This window comes from Spirosoma humi, assembly GCF_054776575.1.
The window spans coordinates 1,152,981-1,174,344 of the sequence record NZ_BAAHBR010000008.1 but is presented as its reverse complement, the minus strand read 5'-3'; the positions used below and the strand labels follow the sequence as shown (position 1 = coordinate 1,174,344).

The following is a 21,364-nucleotide window of genomic DNA, read 5'->3' as shown; positions in this document are numbered from 1 at the left end:
GGCGCGGCAGGCAACCGAATACCAAAACCGCAAACCGAATTAATAACCAGGATTTTGCTTTAGATTTGGGTTAGCATCCATGTCCGCCTGGGGAATGGGCATCAGCACATGGAAGGGCTGAATCGTGGCATTGCGGGCGAAACTATTCTCCGCTTTTACCGCGTCGAGCAAGCGACCCGTGCGGACCAGGTCGAAGCGACGCATATTCTCAAAGGTGAATTCTAACCGGCGTTCCAGCCAGACAGCTTCCTTAAATTGCTGATACGTTAATCCCGTCAGCGCTGTCAGCCCGGCCCGTGTCCGAACTTTGTTCAGAGCCGCATAGGCGTCGGCCGTTGGCCCGTTATTGGCCTCATTTGTCGCTTCTGCATACATCAGTAAGACGTCCGAATAGCGCAGAATGGGTTTGCTGGTTCCCTCGCCCGAGGTTGTTTTCGCGGTTTTGTCCCACAGCTTCTGATACGACACTGCCTTCGTGAAATCAGGATCGGTGATGGAAAGCGTGGTGGTAACGCCGTTGTAGACATAGGACGTAATGAACGTCACGGCTTTGCGCGTATCCTTGTCTGAGTAGAGATTGAACAGACTCGCGGTAGGGCGGGCAATGCCGGAACCCGTTCCCGGATAAATGGGCGCCGAACGAACACCGTAGCCACGGCCGTCGCCATGACCTTTCACATCGGTGAGGTATTGAATTTCGAAGATATTCTCTTTTCCACCCCGCGCCGTTAAGGCAAACGCATCAGCAAAGTTGGCGTAGAGATCATACACGCCCAGATCCATGACTTCTTTGGCTTTAGCCGCAGCCTGTGTCCAGTAGGGTGAACCGGCAGTGGTACCCGCACGGGTTAGATACACACGCGCTAATATCCCTTTCGCGGCTCCCAGCGACGCCCGACCCGACTCGCTGGCTGGATACGTTTTGGGCAAGACACTTTCGGCCTCTTTTAAATCGGCTTCAATCAGTTCATATACTTTATCGACGGGGTCGCGTGGAACAGCCAAGCCTTCGAGTGACGTGGTTTCTGTGGTTACGATCGGAACGTCGCCGTACAGCCGCACCAAGTTAAAGTAATGGAGTGCCCGCAAAAACTTCGCTTCCGCGATGTAGCGCTTTTTCAGGCTTTCGTCCATCGGAATACCTGGCAAGCGCCCAATCACCGTGTTCGAGCGGTTAATGCCATTGTAGGCACCGGCATACTGCGAGACAAACGTGTTGGACGGTGTAATGTTATACCGCCAGAGCAAGGGCCGATCAGCAGAACCCGTCAGAAAGGCGATGGCATCGTCGGTCGTGACCAGGTCCAGAAAGGGATCAGTTCCGCCAATCTGCGCATAACAGGCGCCCACAGCCGCTTTGGCATCCTCGGCCGTTTTGTAGTACGTAACATTGGTGAGGTTGGTAACGGGCGAAAGATCTAATTGCGTTTCGCAGCCCATGAGCGCCAGCAACAGAACGAGTAGATAAGTAGGTTTCATGATGTAGGACAGGAGTTAGAATTTCAGATTCAAGCCAACCAGTAGGGTTTTAGCGGCTGGGTAACCGCCGTAGTCAAGTCCCTGGCTCAATGACGAACTGCCGTAGCGATTCACTTCAGGATCGTAACCCGTATATTTTGTCATCGTAATCCAGTTTTGAGCCGTTACGTATAGTTTAGCGGACGATATAGCGAGTCGGTCTAACAATCCTTTGGGCAGATTATAACCCAGCGAAATATTTTTAAAGCGTAGATAGGACCCGTCTTCAACGTTAAAACTGGACAGAATTCGAGAGCCGCCGGCCGCATTGGCACGGGGAATTTCGTTGCTCGGGTTCGTGGGCGTCCAGCGATCCAGCGCTCTGGCCGACTGGTTATTGCCGCCCGTCAGGTTCAGCAGATCGAAGGTTCCGTAGTTCAGAATCTGGTTGCCAGAATTGCCCTGAACAAAAATATTCAGATCAAATCCCCTGAACGAGAACGTATTATTGAAGCCCCCAAAGAGTTTAGGGTTGGCATTCCCGATGATCGCCCGGTCGTTGTCATTGATGGTGCCATCGCCATTCAGGTCTTTGTAGCGAATGTCCCCAGGTTTGGCGGTTTTCTGCGCCGATGCGTCTACTTCGGCCTGATTCTGGAAGATGCCATCTACGACCCGACCGTAGAAATTGCCCAACGGACTACCGACCCGCAACAGAATCGGGTTGACGTTTGTCGCGAAAATAACGGCCTCCGTACCCGTCGTGAATTCCTGACGGCCATCCAGCGTCTGAATTTTATTCTGGTTAAACGTAATGTTGAACTCCGATGTCCAGCGGAAGCCGCCCTTGTCGACGTTGATTGTATTTAAGGATAACTCAAGTCCCTTGTTCTGGACGCTGCCAATGTTTTTCAGGGTTGTCGAGAAGCCAGACGACGTTGGCACGCCCACATTGAACAGCAGATCCGATGTTGTTTTGATGTAATAGTCGGCTGTAAACTGGATTCGGTTATTGAGAATTCCCATGTCTATCCCCACATCGAATTGGGCATTTCGCTCCCAGCGTAGGTCGGGATTGGCAATACTTGAGGTATATGAGCTGGAATTGAGTATACCACCCAGAATATAAGGCGTCGCGCTAATGTTGCCCAGGTAGCGGTAATTGCCTATTTCCTGATTGCCCGACAGACCGTAACTCACCCGAAGTTTGGCATCCGAAAGCGCCGTCAGGCTCTTCATCCATTGTTCATTGGCCATTTTCCAGGCCAACGCGCCGGACGGAAAAAATCCAAATTTCTGATTCGGCCCGAACCGGCTGGACCCATCCCGCCGACCCGTCAGGGTGAGCAGAAAGCGATCGTCGAAACCATAATTGATCCGGGCGAGGTACGAAATCAACCGCCAATCACTCGCTTCCGATGTTGGCGCCACCAGCGTTGAACCGGCGCCCAAATTGTTGTACAGCGCAAAATCATTGGTGAACGTATTGGCATTGGCACCTACTTTTTCTATTCCCAGGCCCTGAATGGTGTACCCCAGCAGCGCATTCAAATTATGTTTTGGAGCGAGTTGCCGGGTATAATTGAGCGTGTTTTCATTGAGCCAGCCAACGTTCTGCGTCGTTCCAATGGAAGCGGTTCCTCCCAGGCTGGACCCCGCCAGCGACAACCGGGTGGCGTAACTATTGGATTTTGTCGCCTGTAAATCCGTCCCGAAACTGGTGCGAAAATTCAACCCTTCGCTAATGGTATAGTCGAGGTAGGCATTTGCCAGCAGCCGAATCGTATTGTTATTGTTCGTTATTTCATTCGCCACGGCCAGCGGATTATCGACACCATAGCCATTGAGCGCACCGGTATTTTTGTAATAGCTTCCGTCTGCATTGTAAATCGGAAAGTTAGGCGCATAACTCAGGGCCGAACTGGTCACCCCTCCCCCATTGTTACCATCCACATCCGTTTTGGCGTTGCTTCCGGTCGTGTAAGCCCCCTGAATGGTAAGGCCTGCTTTCAGTTTGGATGTCAGGTTGTTATCCAGATTGGCACGTAGCGTATAGCGTTTAAAGTTGGAGTTGAGAATGATTCCCTGCTGATTGAAATAACCAAAGGAAATCGCGTAGCGCGACTTGTCTGAACCACCTGAAGCCGCAAGCTGATGGCTTTGAATAGGTGCTGCCCGAAATATCTGCGACTGCCAGTCGGTGCCCTCGCCTAAAGACGACGCCAGCGGCTGATCGGCCGTACTGCCATCGAAATACGGTTTACCCCCCCCATTGACCCGCGCTTCATTCACAAAATCAGCAAATTGACGGGCGTTGAGCAACGGAATTTTCCGCCGGACAGTCTGAATCCCATAATACGCATCGTAGCTAATAACGGTCTTGCCCGCTTTGCCCCGTTTGGTCGTAACCAACACGACGCCATTCGACCCGCGTGAACCATAAATAGCCGTGGCCGAGGCATCTTTCAACACTTCAATGGATTCAATGTCATTGGTGTTGATGGAGTTAAGACCGGTTGTTGGAAAGCCGTCGATTACATAGAGTGGGTCGTTACTGGCATTGACCGAACCCGACCCCCGGATACGTATCGTTGAGCTGCCACCCGGAGCCGCCGAATTTGTCACGACCTGAACCCCGGCAGCCCGCCCCTGCATCGCCCGATCTAACGAAGGAATGGGTGTAGCTTTAATATTCGTTTCGCCCACCTTGGCAACGGCACCGGTCAAGTCCGATTTCTTAACGGTACCATAACCGACCACCACCACTTCATTCAGTTGCTTATCGTCCACCGCTAACGTAACGTCAATGGACGTTCGAGTACCGATCACAACTTCCTGAGTCGTGTACCCAATAAAAGAGAATACCAACGTAGTGGTTGCATTAACGTACTGTTCGGGAAGGGTAAGCCGGTAGTTCCCCTCTTTGTCGGTGATGGTGCCAAGGCGGGTGCCTTTCAACACAACGCTAACACCGGGCAGTCCAGCCCTATTAGTGCCATCTGTAACCCGACCTGAAACTGGCCGGTCGGCCACTTCTTTGGCAGGTAATTGAAGGGTCAATTCCTGTTCGTCTCCAGGATTTTTGCCAGATTTGCTACGTCCCGTAGCCGGGCTTTTGAACAGCGCAATCTGTTTACCCGACACCTCGTAACTGATGTGCAGGGGGGTAAGCAGTTCGGTCAGGAAATCCTTGAGTGTGCCCGACCGGGAAACAAGTTTCACTTTCTGATCGGGCTGAATTTCTTTGGGGTTATAAATGAACCGAACGTTGGTGCTACGTTCCAGCAACGTCAGGGCACCTTTCAGGTTTGTACTGCCTGTTTTTATCAGGATTTGCTGGTCAAGAACTTCCTGCCCGTGTGCAAGGCGAGCCCAGGTGGTACTCACAAACAAAACAGCTATCAGAAGTTGCGTAACCGATAGTTTCATGAGTTGGGCAAAGGACGGATACGTATTATAAAGTTTATCCATGAGTGAAACGGTTATTTACTCACGGATGGCAACTCAATGGGGCAGATACTGCTTTTTTGTAATTATTTTTATAAATAATTTTCAACTACCTCCGAACCTATTCAATTTTAGCTACTTATTATCACATCCCAGACTGTGAATAACGATCTGACCGTCCACAATCTCGTAAGTCGCCCGGGAGATTCGGCAGATCAGATTCAGCTTTTCGAACAGTGATTCACTCGTGAGGTTGGCGGTAACGAAGCAATTCTTAATCGTCAACGGATCATACAGCACCGGGAGGCCGTAGGTCGTTTCGAGTTGCTTGAACACCTTTTCCATCGGCACATCGTCAAATACGTATTCGTTGGCTTCAACTTTTTGTAAAACAATGGGTTGCGACACAACAGATTTTACTAACCGATCTTCTTTTTCAATAAATGCCACCTGCTGATTGGCCGTAAGTACTACACCAACTGATTCGTTTTTCTGCAACTGACGGGCCTGTCGAATATCTTTCCGAGTATAGACCGACACCCGTCCTGAACGTACTTCTACGGATGCGTTTTTGCCTTCGGTCGTCACCAGAAATGAGGTTCCTAATACCTGCGTAGAAATCCGGTCGGCATGGACCCAGAATGGCTTTTTGGGATTTTTGGTTACCTCAAAGAACGCTTTTCCCTTCAGGTAAACTTCCCGTCGATTATCCACAAACTGTTTCGGATAACGTAACGTACTGTTTGGATAGAGCGTAACGAAACTTCCATCCTGAAGCACAATTCGCTGTGAATCCACTTTATCATTTTCAATCTCGGTGTAATTCGAGACCAGTGTCGGGCTGATTCCTTCCAGACTGGCAACGCCCACCGGCTCAGATTTGTCGAGGAAAAACAAATAACCGATGCCCAGAACAAGTAAAACCGACGCAGCAACCCGGAAAGCCACAGTCGGCCAAAGCGGACGTACTAATCGCTTGTCCTGCTGAATAATATAGTCGGTAATATGCGTTAATTCATCATCGGGCAGGGCCGTTTTTTTCTCTTCCAGCGCATACAGAAAAGCCCTGGCCAGTTGCACTTTTCCGGATGCTTCGGGATGGGTAGCCAACCAGTGAGACCAGAAGGCTTCGCTCTGCGGATTCCGATCGATAACCCATTGTCGAAACTGTTCGTCGCTCGTAAACTCTTCGACGCTATAGTTCTGGTAGTCGGGATTCATAATGCGTACGTATCTAGCTCGGTTATAGATGGCCAACTAGTGGCACAAATACCTGTTTTTAGCATTAATTAAAAAGATGTCTTACTGAGCAAGGCAGCTAGCAGGATAATACCGCCCCAGTTTTCCCGAAATGTTTTGAACGAGGCCTGTAAAAGATTCGATACCGACTGCGGGTTGACACCCATGATTTCAGCTATTTCATCGCGTTCCAGGTTCTGGAAGTAGCGCAAATAAATGACTTCGCGCTGGCGTTTGGGAAGTTGGTTAAGGGCCTCGGCAACCCGCTGAGTAGTCTCGGCTAAACTCTCCTGCTCGATCAATGACCACTCGGGCGAAAACTCAACAAAGTTCAGGTTATTCTCCAGATCGGCTGGCTCGTCTTCGTTGATGATACGTTGCCGGTAGCCTTCCCGAATCACCCGTTTTCGCACGGAACTCAACAGGTACGCTCGAACGCTTATCGGTGTGCTAATGCGATCCCGGCGGTTCCAGATTTCGATAAACACCTCCTGCACACAGTCTTTCACAAAATCTTCGTTCCGCACAAACTTGTAGCCATAGTTCTGCAACGGATTAAAATATTTAGCCAGTAATTTTCCCAAGGCCAGCTCACTGCCATTTTTTAGCTGATGCCAAAGTTGGATATCTGTAGTGGTCGAGAATGAATTGGAAGACATGGCAACGTCAGGCAAAACGGGTTCACTTATGAAAGTAAAGTTGCCGAACCAGATACTGTGAAGTGCGGACGATTAACTAAACTGCCAATTATAACGCGCGTAGCTTCATATTGATAGTGGTAATCTGATGGCTTTGCCCCTTGCGGCCTTTGATGGCAATGCCATGGTAACTGATTTAAGAAATTTGCAACGGCAGTGGGAAGACGTGTTAGCTATCCCAGACAAAAATTCAAACGGAGACTCTACCGGATCCTGATATCGGTGGCAGGCAGCACGCTGTGATAATCAATTTGTACGCTGAATCGGTAATAAGATGATGAACTGAGCCCCTTGCTGGCTGGTTTTAGTAAGCGTTATTGTCCCCCCGTAATTGCTAACCACCTTTTTGCAGATCGCTAAGCCAAAGCCGAGTCCGACTAAACCAAGACCAGGCTTTTTGTGAATCTGGAACACTTTATCCCTTATCTCTGCCGATATACCGGGGCCATTATCGGTATAGGTAATCTGAAGAAAGGGTTGATAGTGATATTTGCCTGGGGTGGCCCGAAACCGATTGTGGTCAACCCGCTGCCCCGTAATGGTAATTTCGACTGGCCCCTGTAGGGGCTGATGGTGAAATCGCACCGAATTATCCATCAATTGAAAAAACAGTTCCAGAAGTTGCCCTCGATCTCCGTCAATTGGGGGTAAGTTCTGGATAACTAGCCGAATATCGGCCGTAGCGAATTGCTGACTAACTAGTTCTTTGGCCTTGAGGACTAGTGATTGTAAGTCAACCGGGTGTTTCGAAAGCGGGGAGGCTTCTAACAACAAATAGTCCCGCATCCGCCTGATTAACGCCCGCATCCGCTGACTGGCTTCGAGAATCCGGCCCAGCAATCGACCCTCATCCAGCACTAAGCTTCCGGCCGCTTCCTGCTGTAAAGCATCGGCTAAGAGGGTGATTTTTCGCAAGGGTTCTTGTAAATCGTGGGTAATCAACTTACCAAGCTGCCACAATTCCTGGTTCTTCTGCTGGAGCTCGGCTAGTTGTTGATCGAGCAAGTGTTGCTGCTGTTCGAGATCCTGCTTGGCTTGATTGAGTTCGGTGTTTTCACGCAGGGCCTGCTCAGCGATGCGTTTAGCCGCCAGAATCTCATCTTCATATTTTTGGCGTTGACGCACCGTCAGGCAAATGCATTGATGAAGGACCGAGTCTTCCTGGCGACTGGTAGATGCAGTCAGTAAGACAGGCAGAGCCTCCCCTGTTTTCATCCGAAGCGATAAAAAAATTTCCTCGGCCTTTCCCTGAAGTTTAAGCAGTGGATAAAAGTGGGTCTGGTAAAAAATCCGACTGGCTATAGTCAATACCCTTTCAATCGACTGGCCGATAACTTCCGAAGCATCGTAACCCAACTGGTCAAGTAGTGTCTGGTTGATTTGCAGGATAACCCCTTCATCAGATAAGCAGAAGTACCCGCCCGGTAGCTGGTTCAGCAACTCAGTGGACAACCCCATGCTCAATCGCTTTAGCGGTGCCTTGAAGGTAGGCTTTCATGGCCTGTATCGTCTCCTCAGGAGCACTCATGTGAGGGCAGTGCCCTGTCGCCTTAAGTAGTACCAGTTCACTATCCCGCAGTTGTTGATGAACGTAAGTGCCTACCTCAACAGGAGCAATTAAATCCTGGGTGGATTGAATAATTAGCGCTGGAATAGACGACTTGGCTAAATCGGCCCGATTATCGGATAAGAACGTAACCTGGGCAAACTGCCGGGCAATGATGGGGTCGGTGGAGCAAAAGCTTTCGGTCAGTTCCTGACTCATGGCTGGCTGAGCCGGATCATTCATCACTACTGGAGCCAGGAAATTCGCCCAGCCGATGTAGTTCTTCTCCATCGTCAGTAGCAACTCTTCAATATCAGTGCGCTCAAATCCGCCGGTATAACCCGCTCCATCATTGATGTAACAGGGGGAAGGGCCGATCAGAATCAGGCGGCTGAAGCGTTCCGGGGCTTTCAGCGAAGCCAGTAGCCCAGCCATGCAACTGACCGAATGGCCGACGAAAATGACATCGGCTAGATCAAGCCCTGAACAGATATCGAGGATATCCTGGGCATACCCATTCAGATTGCCATATCGCTCCGTATTGTAGGCACCCAGTTGTGAGGCACCTGATCCGACATAATCAAATAAAATGATCCGGTAGTTTTCCTCGAAGGCGGGGGTAATAAATCGCCACATCTGCTGACTACAGCCAAACCCGTGAGCAAACAACATGGTCTGCGTGCCAGATCCTAGAATGGTCACATTATTCCGGACTACTACGGCTGTATCCATTATTTATTATCTATCGCTGCCAGTAAAGATAGGCAAAATAGCGAATATTGTTTGACAGGCCTTTACTGCGGTCAAGCAGTGGAACAGAAATAACAAACTATTCTGTATCACGTAAATGGTCTCGACAAACGCTCTTTCACGTGTAAAGTTGGTTTTCATAACTGCCCATGCTAATCCGTAGCAAAGGCATCCCAGAACAGCCCAATTTAAAATAGGGCAAAAAAGAAGGTGGTGACAGTGATGTCACCACCTTCTTTTGGGTTAGCCTAAACACTCGTTAGTTAATTTGGATTTGAGTGGGTGCTTTGGGTTTGGCTTCTTCCTTCTTAGGCAACGCAATGTGCAAAATGCCATCCTCGTACCGGGCCTGAATCTGCTCCTGATCGCAGGAGTCGGGTAACCAGAACGAGCGTGAGAAGGCATGGTAGCTAAACTCGCGTTTAGTGTACTGCCCCTGCTCATTTTTCTCTTCCTGCTGCTCTTGTTGCTGGGTCGAGACCGTCAGCTTGCCGTTATGCAGACTCAAATTGAAGTGTTCCTTCTTCAGGCCGGGGGCCGCTACATCGATCTGATAGCCTTCGGCATCTTCCCTGATGTTGACCGCCGGCACGAGCGTTCCGACCTGAGAGCGGGTAATGCCGGGCCAGTTGCGGTTGAAGTTGAAAAATTCGTCCATGTCTCTGCCCATGAATTCATCCAGTAGAGAGGGCAGTTGTCCATTTCCATTGAATTTAACCAGTGACATAGTTGTAAGAGGTTTAAGGTTTGACATAAAACTTTGTCAAAAAGTCTCTAAACAAGTCGTATGCCAACGATCAGCGGCATTCACTCTATGGACCGAAAAAATGACAAAATGGCATTTTTGGCCTGACTCGATGGTCACCTTGACAGTATTGGCTTGCCATCCCATCCCTGTCTGCTCCTCCCCGCTTACGGGCAGAAATCGCTGCGCGGATTTGCCAGGTCATTACAGGGAAACTGGTAGCGACTCTGCGGATAGTGTGGCGTGGGATTGTCCGTGACTTCCAGCGGCTTCAGCACCTGGCCGTTGTAACTGGGCATCAATGACCGATGAGCATGTGATGACGGCTGACGATGGCGGTTTCGGCCAGGGGAACGACTAGTTTGACCACGATTTTTCGGTTGAAATAGGGCCCGACCGAGCGGATGGCGTTGCGGTTGATGAGCATTTGCCGGTTAATGCGGTAAAACTGATGCGGATTACAAACCACAGCGACCAACTTCGTCAGAGCGGGTTGCTGTGGTTTTTAGTTTCCCTGTTGAAATGGATCGAATGCCTGATTCAAGACAGCGTTCGGGTACTGATTATTTCGGTTCTAATAGAATGATGCATCCCCAACAGGCGGGAACAGTCACCTGCAAATGACCATGTTCTACCAGGTAGAATCGGCCTGGATTTAACCAGTCCTGCCCCGACAAGATGCCTTCTACCTGAAGCGGTACCGAAAGATGGATTTCTTCACTAGCCGCATTCACAATGATCACGACCTGGTTCTGTTGCCAGGTACGCATAAACGCAAACTGCTGGTGCCTGATTAACAGCTGTGTATACTCTCCGTACCGTAACGCCGGGAGATTTTGCCGGATGCGAGCCAGCAAACCAATCACGTTGACTAAATCAGGATGGGGCGGGTTCCTAAACGGAAGGTGAAGAGCGGGCCGCAACGGACGATCATCGTTGCCCTGCCTGCTGCCGGCGATTCCCCATTCGCTTCCGTAATAGATGGAAGGAATACCCGGCATGGTCAACAGCAATACATGAAGCGTATAGAGATGAGCCGTATTGATCAGTGTGCTGGCTATGCGATTGACATCATGGTTATCCACAAAGTTGTAAAGCGATAGCCCCTGATAAATTCCCTCAGCACCAAATTGGCGGTTTAGCGAATACGTGATCTCAAAATAATTACGGTCATTGTGACTGGAATAGAGCCCTTTAAAGCATTCGTAGTTGGTGGTGGCGTCGAGTTTTCCCTCCCTGAGCCATGTTCGGTAATCGCCATGAATCACTTCGCCCATCAACCAGAAGTCGGCTTTCTTTTGCCGACAGAATTCGGCTAACGCTCGTTGAAAACCTAGATCCATTACATCAGCCGCGTCTAACCGAAGCCCATCGATGTCAAACTCCTCAATCCACATCGCTACGGCGGCAAAAAGGTGAGCCCTTACATCGGGATGAGCCAGATTGAGTTTCACCAGATCGTAGTAGCCATTCCAGCCTTCGTAGGCAAAGGCATCACTGTATGGACTACTGCGGTCAAAATCGATCCCACAGAACCAGTCTCGATACGTTGACTGTCGGCCCTGTTGCTGTACATCCCGAAACGCCCAGAAATCGCGGCCCACATGGTGAAACACGCCGTCCAGGATCAGCCGAAGTCCGCGTTGGTGCCAGTGTTTACTTAAAGCCTGAAAGCCTTGATTGGTACCCAGCCTTCGGTCAATCAGGTAATAATCAGCCGTATCGTACCCATGAGCCGTCGACTCAAACAAGGGGCCCATGTAAATGGCATTGCAGCCCAGTTGCTGGATATGATCTCCCCAGGCATACAACTGCCTCAAGCGATCTTCGGCAGGTCGGCTGAAATCGTTACGAAGTGGGGCGTCACAAAGCCCCAGGGGATAGAGATGGTACATGAAGGCGTCCGAGGCCCAGGTGTTGGTTGGTTGTGCCATATACTTACCGGTCGGTATACAGCACAAAACTATCGTTTTTTTGGATTAAGAGTAAATGCCATACGAAAATTGTTGCACCAACTGTCCTACTGTTTGCTCCGACAACTCCGTACTGGTTTCAACCGATCGCCGGACAACCGCATGAATGTAGCTGAGCAGACCGAGAGCCTGCCAACTGTGTCGGCCCTTCAGATTGCCGTGGTTGCTGATGGCCGCCAGAAACAGGTTTTCTAAACTAGTGCGCTGCCGTTCAAGAAAAGGCAGCGCGGTTTGGTAGGCCTCACTTTGCAGGGGAGCTACTTCTACGCTGGTCAACCATTGAAAAAAGAGGGGTTGCCGCTGGGCGTAGTCGAAATAAAGGAGAATGACTTGCCGAAGCGATTGGGGTAAATCGCCCTGGTACTGAGTCGCTTCTGTTAGCTGGACTAAAAAGGGGTCGAATCGTTCCTCCAGCAAAGCCGTCAATATCCCTTGCTTGGAGGAGAAGTAGTAATACAGCGTAGGCTTGGTCAAACGCACCTGCTCAACGATTTCCCGCACGCCGACGGCATCATAGCCCCGTTGGGCAAACAATTGCAAGGCACTATCTAATAGTACGGACCGATTATTGACGGCTGATGTCTCTTTCAACGAATACTAGTTTAGGACAAGTGATGATTCGTTGAAGGTACGCAAGATGAACGAGTGAGCCAATTGCGACGCCGGTGCCAACGGGTTTGATCTTCGCACGCCCGCCCAGTTCGTCCGCATAAAAAAGACCCAGGCTGGTACAAAGCCCGGGGCTTTGCCCAGTTTACTCTTAGGTTAAATGTTCCAGGAAGAAATCAACGGCTTGCTGCGAAGTCTGTTCAAAATGGTCAAGATAAACGCTGAAATGACCACCCTGAACCGTAAACAGTTTTTTCGGTTCTAATGCCCGCTCATACGCTTTTAAAATAAGATCCGTCGGAGTCACTACGTCAGTCAATGCGACGACCATAAGCAGCGGGGTTGGGCTGATCTGCGTTATATAAACGCCCGGTTCGTACATCCTGGAATACTCGGTAGACCGGAATGTAACTTCGTTTTTAAAATACGGGGAAAGCCGGATTGCTCCTTCGTAATACGCTCGGGATTCCTGAGTAGGATAGATAGGGTTATCTTCTGGCCGGCCTACCAATTTTTTCATCATTGCCTCTTTGCCATGGAGTCTTCCGATACGGTCTTCCTGTACGGCTTTCCAGAACAGATGGCTTTTTTCGGCAGGAGCTTTCCGATTTGTATTTTCGTATCCACTAATGGTGGGAACCTGAGCAACGACACATTTTACCCGGCGGTCGGTGGCGGCAGTTACGATGACGTTCCCACCGGCGTAACTCGTTCCCCAAATGCCAATTTTTTCAGCATCGACATAAGAAAGCGTGGTGGCAAAGGTAATGCTGTTTTTAAAGTCGTCAATCTGTAAGAAAGGATTAACTTCCTGACGGGGAAGCCCTTCACTTTCGCCAAAATTCCGATAATCAAACAAAACAACGACAAAACCATATGCGGCAAACCGCTCCGCAAAACGGTCAATGTAAGCCTCTTTTGTAAGCCCATACCCATGAGCCATGACGATGGCAGGAAGTTTTCCTGCCCTTTCAGGCGTATAGAGCAATGCCGTAATCGTACTTCCTTCACTCAGATACTTCACCTTTTCCTGCTTGTACGGGTACATCAGTTTATAATTTTATCAGGCATTTTACATGGTTATCATGTGTTGACAAGGCAAAATTATACGGATGCGGGCAGAAGGATTTTCCAGAAAAGGTCTACTATTTGTCGATTTGGCTCATTTGGTTAGTTTCCGAAAATAGGAGGGTGTCATCGTAAATGCTTTCCGGAACGATTTGTCGAACTGGGCCAGGCTTTCAAACCCACATTCATGGGCAATGTCGGAGATGTTTTTATCCGTATTTATCAGTGCTTCACGTGCATCGGACAGCTTACGGTCTAGTATCCATTTCGCCGGTGTGGTTTGATAGTGCTTTTTGAAATCCCGTTTGAATGTAGCAAGGCTACGATTAGAAAAAATGGCGAGTTGCTCGATGGTATAATTTCCTTTATACAACGTTTCCATCAAAATATCCAGATCATCGCCATTCGTTAGCAGCGACGCGAAAAATGATTCTGTCTTAGGGACCTTTTTTACGAGCAGGTAGATAAGCTCCGCCACTTTTATCTGCTGGAGGATGGTATCATTTTCGTTTTTATGGAGATAATTCAGATACTGTAGGATAAAGCTGTCTAGAATTTCGTCTTTGGGTAGAATAACGAAGCCGGTATTTTCATGATTATTTTTCCGGAAATCAATTGACTTCAGATGGTTTATAAATTGATTGTTAAAATAGATGACCAGGGCTTCAAATAAGTGATCTTCCGCCAGATACTCGGTCATTTCGTGAACGCCTTTTCTTACGATTAACAGCTCATCGTTACCAATAGTAATAGGGCCACCGTCTCTAAAAATGATTTTTTTCCCTTTGAGCACAAATACAAATGCATGTTCCCGCATTACTATAAACTGCCTGGTAGAAACCGTATTGGTTTTCCATTTGGCGAAAATTACATGTTGTCCTTTTATATTTTTTTCCGGGGGAAATACCTTTATCATATTGAAAATTTATAAATAAACTGCCCTAAGTCAATTGGTAAATCGCTCCGCCGTTTTGTGGTAGTTACCTAACAGCTTTTTCGTTCCCAATTGGCCACGGTTATTATGATCGGTCTTTCTTACAAACGATTTATGCGAATCAATCATTTTCAGTCGGCACTCCGGTTGAGTGAACCGCAGCCTTTCGCGAGTCAAGACGTCAAACCGGGATAGATACGTGTACAGAAGCTTTTTTACTCGTCGGTTTTCTTCTCCCCTCCTTAAAAATACTACATTTACAGATACAATACGGATACAATACGGGTATGTTATTCGAGAATAAGCTCCAATTTGATTTTTCCACCCTGCAAGAGGTCATTCGCCGAATTGGCCTGATTGATGCGTTTCGAGGGAAATGGGGCGCTATTGAACAAAAAAATAATCGATACCTCAGAGAGTTACGCCGGGTAGCGACCATTGAGAGTATTGGTTCGTCAACGCGAATCGAAGGTGCGATTCTGACCAATGAAGAAGTTGAAAAGTTAGTGCGCAACGTGAAGATCACGGAGTTCAAGACCTGGGATGAACAGGAAGTCTTTGGGTATTATGAAGCGCTGGACCTAATCCTCGATCACGCTAAAGAAATTGACCTGTCAGAAGCTTACCTAAAGCAGTTGCACGGGATTCTGCTACGGTATAGTACTAAGGACCAGCGACATCGGGGCGGGTACAAAACGTTGTCAAACCAGGTCATGGCCAATTATCCCGATGGGAGTCAGCGGGTAATCTTCAATACAACGGCGCCCCACCTGACTGAAGCGGAGATGTATGAAATGGTCAGTTGGGTTCGTAACGTATTGGAAAAAGAGACGATGCATCCCCTGCTGGTGATTGGCGTGTTTGTGTATGAGTTTTTGTCCATACATCCTTTTCAGGACGGAAATGGTCGATTGTCCCGTTTACTGACGACGCTGTTGCTACTAAAAATGGGGTATGAGTTTGCTCAGTACGTTTCCTTCGAAAACATCATTGAGCAGCGCAAGGCCGACTACTATCGCGCGCTGATGGCCGGACAACAATATCGGAATACCGATAAAGAGGTAATCGGTGAATGGATGATCTTCTTTTTGAATTGCCTGCTGACATTGACCAGTCGCCTGGAAAAGAAGTATGCGCTCTATAAGGATAAGGGGGGCTATCTCAATGAGCGCCAACAACAGATATTGGCCATAGTTCAGCAGTATCAGCCAATGAAGATTAGCGATATAGCTGGTTCGCTACCCAATATATCCATAAATACCCTCAAAAAAGATCTGCAATACATGGTGCAGCAAGGAACACTTGAGCGTCTTGGTGAACTAAAGGCAACCGTGTATTTAGTGAAATCCGATAAATAGAGAAAGCGTTTCGGTAGGAGTGATTTATTCCACAACCGTTATCCGCTTATTCCGCTCGGCGGTTTCCCTTCCCCATTGAGCAACGGCTTCGAGCAAGGGAATCAGCGTTTTGCCGAAATCGGTCAATTCATACTCTACCTTCAGGGGCGGTTTGCCGGTATGGACCGTGCGTTTCACCAGGCCGTCTTCTTCCAGTTCTTTGAGTTGGAGGCTTAGCGTCCGTTCTGTAATTACCTTACAGGCGTTTCTTAGCGCACTATACCGCTTTTTTTCGATGAGGTGAATCAGGATCACCGCTTTCCATTTGCCACCTATGTATTTCATTGTCAGGCTGGTGGTGCAGGGGAATTGCTTGTCGTCTATACAATACATCAGTTACTGTCGTTTTTGTCCATTATTGCAAAGGTAGGTCACTATACTTAGTTTTGCAACAGTAAAAAGTATAGTTTAATTAAACAGTAAAAACGATGCGTTTTTTAGACCTCGCCAAGAACCGGTACACCACCAAAAGCTATGATCCGAACAGACAAATTTCGGGTAGTGATATTCAACAGTTAAAGGAAATTCTACAGTTAAGTCCTTCTTCCATCAATGGACAACCATGGAAATTCTTTTTTTTGGAAGACGGAAAAACAAAAAATGAACTGGCCGATGCGTCTTACTGGAATGCGCCAAGAATCAAGGAAGCAAGCCACCTGGTCGTTTTCACCGCCATAGATGACATTGAAAAATTTGAGCAGCAGATCAATGAAAATTTGCCGACAGGCTCGGTCAATTACTACAACAAGTTCCTGAAGCCCTTACCCGAAGCAGACATCAAATCCTGGTTTCAGCACCAGGTTTATCTTGCGCTCGGCTTTTTCCTTTCTGCCTGTGCCGATATGGGTATTGACAGCACGCCGATGGAGGGTATTCAATGCGAAGAATACGATAAAATACTGCAACTGGAGGGTTATAAAACCTTGTTTGCCGTTGCTATTGGGTACAGAAATTCCGAAGACAGCAATCAGCCATCGCTGAGCCCAAAATCCCGTTTACCTTTAGAAAAAATTATCGAATCAGTTTAAACGATATGATGTTCCTTGTTTCGTTAACCTACAAAAAGCCGCTCGAAGAAGTAGAGCAGCCTATCTCAGGAATGCAGTGCTGAACTCTCGGCTCCATTGAAAAATTCGTTTCGCAGGATTTTCTCTAAACGAGTAATTTCATCGAGGTAGAGTGACTGTTTGCGCCTTCCAAAATAAATCGTATTTCCAACTGGTTGATAACCTTCCCAAAGTTTGATGATGTCGCCTTTTTCCAGCGCTTCCCGGCACAAAAAATCAGGTAATATCGCTAGCCCTTCTCCACTAGACAGGCATCGGGTTATCGAAAATTTATTGGGCACAATATAGTTCGGCACAAAGTCGGGGCGTTCGTTGAAATTGAGCTCCCAAAATTGGTTGAGCGATACCATATCGGCCGCCGTGCTATACCAGATCTGATTTTTTAGCCAAGCCATCAGCGTTTTCCGTTCCTGGTGCTGGAACCCGGAAACATCCGTTTTATTTCCAGAAACAAGCAGGAGTTTTTCGGTGGCAAAGGGTTCCAGCACCAGGCTGTTGCAATTGCTGGTTTCGGTGGTTAGAATCAGGTCTGCCGAACCGTTTTCCAGCAGTTGCAACAATTGTTTATTATCCCCGAACTGCATAATCAGGTTAAAGCCCAACGTCGGTATGTGCTTTTCAAGAACGTGCTGAAAGGTTTCCACGCACATGCCGATGCTGACGGTAGCATTGATGTTGCCTGATTTTTGTTTAAAGCGTTTCTCAATGTCTTCGAGACAAGTGAGCGAACCGATCATTTGTTGATAGAACAATTTTCCTTTTTCCGTCGGGATCATTTTTCTCGATGTACGCTCAAATAGCGGAAAGCCCGTGTACGCTTCCAATGCGTTGAGGTGCAGCCCTACGCCCGGTTGCGAAACATACAATTCTTTGGCTGCTCCGCTCATGGTCCCGGTTTCGTAAATCGCCCGGAACGTCCTGAACCACTCTAAATTACCCTGCATGTATCATTTTTATTATAGATAACTCAAATTTAGATTATTTTTATTATGCAATCAAGCCCGCCAATTTTGTCCGAAAATCAATCCCCGATACGATGAGAGTATTCATTATCAACGGTGGTCAGCGTTTTGGCCACTCAGGTGGACAATTCAACAAAACCTTGTTGGAGATGGATCAGGCATTCTTCCTGAAAGGTTTCGAACTACAAGTGACGGACATCAACGAACCGTATGACCTGCAAGAGGAAGTGGAGAAGTATGTGTGGGCCGATGTGGTTATTTATCACTTCCCGGTTTGGTGGTTCTCAATGCCGCACGGGCTGAAGGAGTATGTAGACAAGGTGTTTACGGCCGGGCACCGGAACGGGATGTTTTACAGCGATGGTCGGAAAGCCGAAAACCCCGATGTAGGCTACGGCACGGGCGGTACGTTGCAAGGACGCCGATATCTTGTGACCACAACCTGGAACGCTCCCGAAACGGCTTTTACGCTCCCGGGTGAATTTTTCAACCAGACCAGCGTGGACGATGGCGTACTGTTTGGCTTCCATCGGATGAACGCCTTTCTGTCCCTCGAACGCATCGATGGCCTTCATTTCCACGACCTGGAAAAGAATGTGACCACCGAACGGGTAGACCGGTACAAGAAAAGGTATTTCGACTTTCTGCAAGCTACGTTCCCATCCTCACAACCTGTAATACGGAATGAAAGCAATCACCATCAATCGCTTCGGTAAACCCGGCCAGGCATTTACCGTGCAGGAAGTACCCATGCCAGCAATTTCGCCCGATGAACTACTCATTAACGTAAAAGCAACGTCCATCAACCCGATCGATTATAAGATCCGTAGCGGGCATTTGCCGCATTTGGTTCCCTCTTTCCCCGCTATCCTGCACGGTGATGTATCCGGCATCGTTGAGCAGGTAGGCAGTAAGGTGACCGGATTTAAGACCGGGGATCTCGTATATGGCTGCGTTGGTGCTGTCAACGGCATCCATGGGGCATTGGCAGAATACACGAAGGGCGATCACCGGCTGTTTTCAAAAATACCTTCGGCATTGAGTTTTGCAGAAGCTGCGGCTATTCCCCTGGCGGGTATCACCGCGTACGAGGCCATCTTCCAACGAGCCGATATACAACCCGGGCAAAAAGTGCTCATCTATGGCGGAGTGGGCGGGGTTGGTCATTTGGCTGTGCAATTGGCGAAGGTTCTGGGAGCATCGGTATATGCAACCGTCTCTAATGAAACGCAGGCCGCTGTAGTAAGGCAGTTGGGAGCCGACTTCACCATCGATTACAAGAATGAGACAGTGGCCCAATTTGTAACCGAACATACGGACGGGAAAGGTTTTGATGTTGTTGTTGATACCATCGGCAACCAAAACCTGTACAATAGCTTCAAAGCGGTAAAAGTAAAAGGCACCGTGGTCACCACCTTGTCGCTGGATACCATCGACCTGTCTCTGATTCACGAAAAAGCTTTGGCATTCCATACCGTGTACATGATCCTTCCTATCCTTTACAAGGATGAAGCAGGAAAGGCGGAGCACGGACAGACTTTGAAACATATTTCCGAACTTGTGGAACAGGGAAAAGTAAAACCACTGATCGATGCCGCCCGCTTTACGTTGGAGCAGGTGGCAGCCGCCCACGAATATGCCGAAGCGGGTGGCCATACGGGAAAAATAATTATCACAATACAAGAATAAGACCATGAACATTCATTTAACCGCCATCATCAAAAGTAAACCGGAACATACCGAGGAAATAAAAAGTGTACTGCAAAACCTGGTTGTACAATCGAGGAAAGAAACGGCCTGCCTGCAGTATGACCTACACCAAAGCACAGCAAGCTCGAACATCTTTATTTTTCATGAAATATGGGAAGATGAAAGCGGCTTAGCCCGGCACAACGAACAGCCTTACCTGAAAGCATTCGGGGAAATAGTCGATGAAAAATTGCAGGAAAAACCCGCCATTTATGTAACAGAACCGATCTGAAAACGACAAAAATGGAATACAGAAAATTAGGCGATTCCGGCTTAAACGTACCCGTACTTCGTATGGGTACAGTTCACGCCCTGGATAACCGCTTTATTTGGTGTGCTTGCTTTTACTAGGATCGTTTCAGGTCAATATCTGGAAAGAAGGAGACTGCTTCAACCTGATAAAGTTTCCTGGTAAACCGCCGTTTCCAGAAACAGTAAGGATGAAAAAAGCAGGTGATTTTTACAGTTCCAATGCCTTATTCCGCTGCCAATTCCACAAGGCGAGTCCCAAAGCGATGATGACAAAACAACCGCCGATCCAGGGTGTCGCTGCAAGTGTCAGGGAGCTATTCTCAACAAAACCGCCCACGGATGAACCCAATGCCACACCCACATTGAACGCCGACACATTTAATGCCGAGGCAATACCCCCACTACCCGGATACTTACGTTCAGAAAGTTTGACGACCAACAATTGCAAAGCGGGAACGTTGCTGTAAGCAAAAAAACCGAACAACATCAGCACGATCACAATCATGGGTTTGCTTGCCAGCACAAACGACAGGATAAATAACATCAAGGCGTGAAACAGGAACAGGTAAACCAATGTCTTCGATGGTTTTCGATTGGAAATACGACCGCCAACCATGTTGCCTAAGGCGACACCAACACCAAAAATCAATAATATAAAGTTGATGGCGTCGGGTGAAAAGCCCGTCATTTTTTCCAATACGGGCGACAGGTAAGTGAAGAATACAAATGTACGGGCATAAGCAAAGATGTTGGAGAACAGCACGATCAGTACGGCTGTATTTTTAAACACTTTTGGTAGGTCTTTCAACCGCAGTGGTTCCGCAGGTTTTGGCTGCCGGGAAAGTGATACGCTTAAAATAAATAATCCCAAAACTCCCCAAATGACCACCGCTAAAAAGGTCATTTTCCATCCATAACGTGATCCAATATACGTTCCTAATGGTACGCCAATAACCGTCGAGATCATCAGCCCGGCAAACACCAATGAAATAGCGGTGGCTCTCCGATCATCCGCCACCATATTTCCTGCTATGATCACCGCATAGGCAAAAAATACGCCGTGCGTTGTTCCGGTAATCAATCGGCTGATTTGCAGTAACAAAATATCATGGGCTAAAAACGCAAGGGTATTACCGATCATGAAAACGGTCATGGTCATCAACAACAATTTCTTCTGTTCCAGCTTACCCGTGAGGGCCGTACATACGGGGCCGCCAATGGCAACCCCCAACGCATAGAGGGTAACCAACGAACCGGTTGACGAAATAGAAATACCCAGATGATGAGCGATGGTGGGCAATAAACCGACCAGTACAAATTCAGTGGTGCCAATGCCAAATGCACAAAAAGTCAATGCCCAGATGGCAAAGGGAATTCTGGTTGATGTGATCTGTCCGGTCATGATAGAAAATTTTATTGGGCAAAATTCTCTATACGGCAAAAGCTGGCAAAGGACATCTATCACAAAAT

21 protein-coding genes are annotated in these 21,364 nt (G+C 48.2%); 5 read left to right on the top strand and 16 right to left on the bottom strand.

Annotation, left to right across the window (positions count from 1 at the left end):
• Window positions 1-39: 39 nt before the first annotated feature.
• From ACYU8Y_RS13695 to ACYU8Y_RS13635, 13 genes are all read right to left on the bottom strand, one after another.
• Window positions 40-1,479 (bottom strand): RagB/SusD family nutrient uptake outer membrane protein, encoded by a 1,440-nt coding sequence (locus tag ACYU8Y_RS13695; RefSeq protein ID WP_460938073.1) that lies wholly within the window; start codon window positions 1,477-1,479, stop codon window positions 40-42.
• A 15-nt stretch (window positions 1,480-1,494) separates the two neighbouring features.
• Entirely contained in the window at window positions 1,495-4,929 is a 3,435-nt protein-coding gene (locus ACYU8Y_RS13690) for a SusC/RagA family TonB-linked outer membrane protein (RefSeq protein ID WP_460938071.1), read from the bottom strand.
• A 111-nt stretch (window positions 4,930-5,040) separates the two neighbouring features.
• Window positions 5,041-6,126 (bottom strand): FecR family protein, encoded by a 1,086-nt coding sequence (locus ACYU8Y_RS13685; RefSeq protein ID WP_460938069.1) that lies wholly within the window; start codon window positions 6,124-6,126, stop codon window positions 5,041-5,043.
• Between the two features lie 68 nt (window positions 6,127-6,194).
• Complete coding sequence (locus ACYU8Y_RS13680) at window positions 6,195-6,803, bottom strand: RNA polymerase sigma factor (RefSeq protein WP_460938067.1); 609 nt, start codon at window positions 6,801-6,803, stop codon at window positions 6,195-6,197.
• 285 nt (window positions 6,804-7,088) lie between these two features.
• Window positions 7,089-8,300, bottom strand: coding sequence for a sensor histidine kinase (locus ACYU8Y_RS13675; protein ID WP_460938065.1), 1,212 nt, complete (start codon window positions 8,298-8,300; stop codon window positions 7,089-7,091).
• Window positions 8,284-9,120 (bottom strand): alpha/beta fold hydrolase, encoded by an 837-nt coding sequence (locus ACYU8Y_RS13670; protein ID WP_460938063.1) that lies wholly within the window; start codon window positions 9,118-9,120, stop codon window positions 8,284-8,286. The genes ACYU8Y_RS13675 and ACYU8Y_RS13670 overlap by 17 nt, the downstream gene beginning before the upstream one ends.
• Window positions 9,121-9,397: 277 nt before the next feature.
• The gene (locus ACYU8Y_RS13665) at window positions 9,398-9,865 is read right to left on the bottom strand and encodes an Hsp20/alpha crystallin family protein (RefSeq protein WP_460938061.1); all 468 of its coding nucleotides are present in this window, start codon (window positions 9,863-9,865) and stop codon (window positions 9,398-9,400) included.
• A gap of 185 nt (window positions 9,866-10,050) precedes the next feature.
• Window positions 10,051-10,182: a hypothetical protein gene (locus ACYU8Y_RS13660; protein WP_460938059.1), complete on the bottom strand. Its 132-nt coding sequence runs from the start codon at window positions 10,180-10,182 to the stop codon at window positions 10,051-10,053.
• The gene (locus tag ACYU8Y_RS13655) at window positions 10,182-10,352 is read right to left on the bottom strand and encodes a LytTR family transcriptional regulator DNA-binding domain-containing protein (RefSeq protein WP_460939038.1); all 171 of its coding nucleotides are present in this window, start codon (window positions 10,350-10,352) and stop codon (window positions 10,182-10,184) included. The genes ACYU8Y_RS13660 and ACYU8Y_RS13655 overlap by 1 nt, the downstream gene beginning before the upstream one ends.
• Before the next feature lie 94 nt (window positions 10,353-10,446).
• The gene (locus ACYU8Y_RS13650) at window positions 10,447-11,817 is read right to left on the bottom strand and encodes an alpha-amylase family glycosyl hydrolase (RefSeq protein ID WP_460938057.1); all 1,371 of its coding nucleotides are present in this window, start codon (window positions 11,815-11,817) and stop codon (window positions 10,447-10,449) included.
• 45 nt (window positions 11,818-11,862) lie between these two features.
• Entirely contained in the window at window positions 11,863-12,447 is a 585-nt protein-coding gene (locus tag ACYU8Y_RS13645; RefSeq protein ID WP_460938055.1) for a TetR/AcrR family transcriptional regulator, read from the bottom strand.
• Between the two features lie 169 nt (window positions 12,448-12,616).
• Entirely contained in the window at window positions 12,617-13,513 is an 897-nt protein-coding gene (locus ACYU8Y_RS13640) for an alpha/beta hydrolase (protein WP_460938053.1), read from the bottom strand.
• Window positions 13,514-13,627: 114 nt separating this feature from the next.
• Window positions 13,628-14,449, bottom strand: a complete 822-nt coding sequence (locus ACYU8Y_RS13635) for an AraC family transcriptional regulator (protein ID WP_460938051.1) — start codon at window positions 14,447-14,449, stop codon at window positions 13,628-13,630.
• A gap of 305 nt (window positions 14,450-14,754) precedes the next feature.
• On the opposite strand from ACYU8Y_RS13635, the gene ACYU8Y_RS13630 reads away from it, so the two are divergent.
• Complete coding sequence (locus ACYU8Y_RS13630; protein WP_460938049.1) at window positions 14,755-15,825, top strand: Fic family protein; 1,071 nt, start codon at window positions 14,755-14,757, stop codon at window positions 15,823-15,825.
• A 24-nt stretch (window positions 15,826-15,849) separates the two neighbouring features.
• On the opposite strand, the gene ACYU8Y_RS13625 is transcribed toward ACYU8Y_RS13630, so the two are convergent.
• Window positions 15,850-16,197, bottom strand: a complete 348-nt coding sequence (locus ACYU8Y_RS13625) for a winged helix-turn-helix transcriptional regulator (protein ID WP_460938047.1) — start codon at window positions 16,195-16,197, stop codon at window positions 15,850-15,852.
• Between the two features lie 95 nt (window positions 16,198-16,292).
• On the opposite strand from ACYU8Y_RS13625, the gene ACYU8Y_RS13620 reads away from it, so the two are divergent.
• Window positions 16,293-16,892 carry a nitroreductase family protein gene (locus tag ACYU8Y_RS13620; protein ID WP_460938045.1) on the top strand — a complete coding sequence of 200 codons (600 nt, stop codon included), beginning with the start codon at window positions 16,293-16,295 and terminating at the stop codon, window positions 16,890-16,892.
• A 65-nt stretch (window positions 16,893-16,957) separates the two neighbouring features.
• On the opposite strand, the gene ACYU8Y_RS13615 is transcribed toward ACYU8Y_RS13620, so the two are convergent.
• The gene (locus ACYU8Y_RS13615) at window positions 16,958-17,875 is read right to left on the bottom strand and encodes a LysR family transcriptional regulator (RefSeq protein ID WP_460938043.1); all 918 of its coding nucleotides are present in this window, start codon (window positions 17,873-17,875) and stop codon (window positions 16,958-16,960) included.
• Window positions 17,876-17,967: 92 nt separating this feature from the next.
• Between ACYU8Y_RS13615 and ACYU8Y_RS13610 the strand changes: the two genes are divergently transcribed.
• The 3 genes from ACYU8Y_RS13610 to ACYU8Y_RS13600 are packed head-to-tail and all read left to right on the top strand — an operon-like array spanning window position 17,968 to window position 19,874.
• On the top strand, window positions 17,968-18,609 hold the full coding sequence (locus ACYU8Y_RS13610) for an NAD(P)H-dependent oxidoreductase (protein WP_460938041.1): 642 nt from the start codon (window positions 17,968-17,970) through the stop codon (window positions 18,607-18,609).
• Window positions 18,578-19,582 carry a zinc-dependent alcohol dehydrogenase family protein gene (locus ACYU8Y_RS13605; RefSeq protein ID WP_460938040.1) on the top strand — a complete coding sequence of 335 codons (1,005 nt, stop codon included), beginning with the start codon at window positions 18,578-18,580 and terminating at the stop codon, window positions 19,580-19,582. The genes ACYU8Y_RS13610 and ACYU8Y_RS13605 overlap by 32 nt, the downstream gene beginning before the upstream one ends.
• Before the next feature lie 4 nt (window positions 19,583-19,586).
• Window positions 19,587-19,874, top strand: a complete 288-nt coding sequence (locus ACYU8Y_RS13600; protein ID WP_460938038.1) for a putative quinol monooxygenase — start codon at window positions 19,587-19,589, stop codon at window positions 19,872-19,874.
• A 228-nt stretch (window positions 19,875-20,102) separates the two neighbouring features.
• Here ACYU8Y_RS13600 and ACYU8Y_RS13595 read toward each other — a convergent pair whose 3' ends face one another.
• Window positions 20,103-21,296: an MFS transporter gene (locus ACYU8Y_RS13595; protein WP_460938036.1), complete on the bottom strand. Its 1,194-nt coding sequence runs from the start codon at window positions 21,294-21,296 to the stop codon at window positions 20,103-20,105.
• Window positions 21,297-21,364 lie beyond the last annotated feature (68 nt).